Here is a 274-nt window from a genome sequence, read left to right on the forward strand (position 1 = left end):
TGGCGCGTTTCGATTCCGTCGGCCAGCAGCCCATGGCCGCACTGCATGGTGGCAGCCGCGACAACCTCGAAGTCAGCCCGAACCTGTGGGCCGGTGTCGGCCTGGTTCGTGGCGGTGCCGGTACCGCGTTGGTTGGCGACGGCTCGACCGGGGCCGCTCGCGTGAAGGAGTACGCGGACCTGGGCATCGACAGCTTTATCTTCCCCGGTTATCCACACCTTGAAGAGTCGTATCGCGTGGCTGACCTGCTCTTTCCGCATCTGGACCTTCAACG

At 64.6% G+C, this 274-nt stretch carries 1 pseudogene; it reads left to right on the forward strand.

The features are described 5' to 3' along the window. Positions 1–274, forward strand: a pseudogene (locus BK660_RS30180) (LLM class flavin-dependent oxidoreductase); the annotation flags it as partial.

Source organism: Pseudomonas brassicacearum (assembly GCF_003732265.1).
In the GTDB taxonomy this organism is placed as follows: domain Bacteria; phylum Pseudomonadota; class Gammaproteobacteria; order Pseudomonadales; family Pseudomonadaceae; genus Aquipseudomonas; species Aquipseudomonas brassicacearum_D.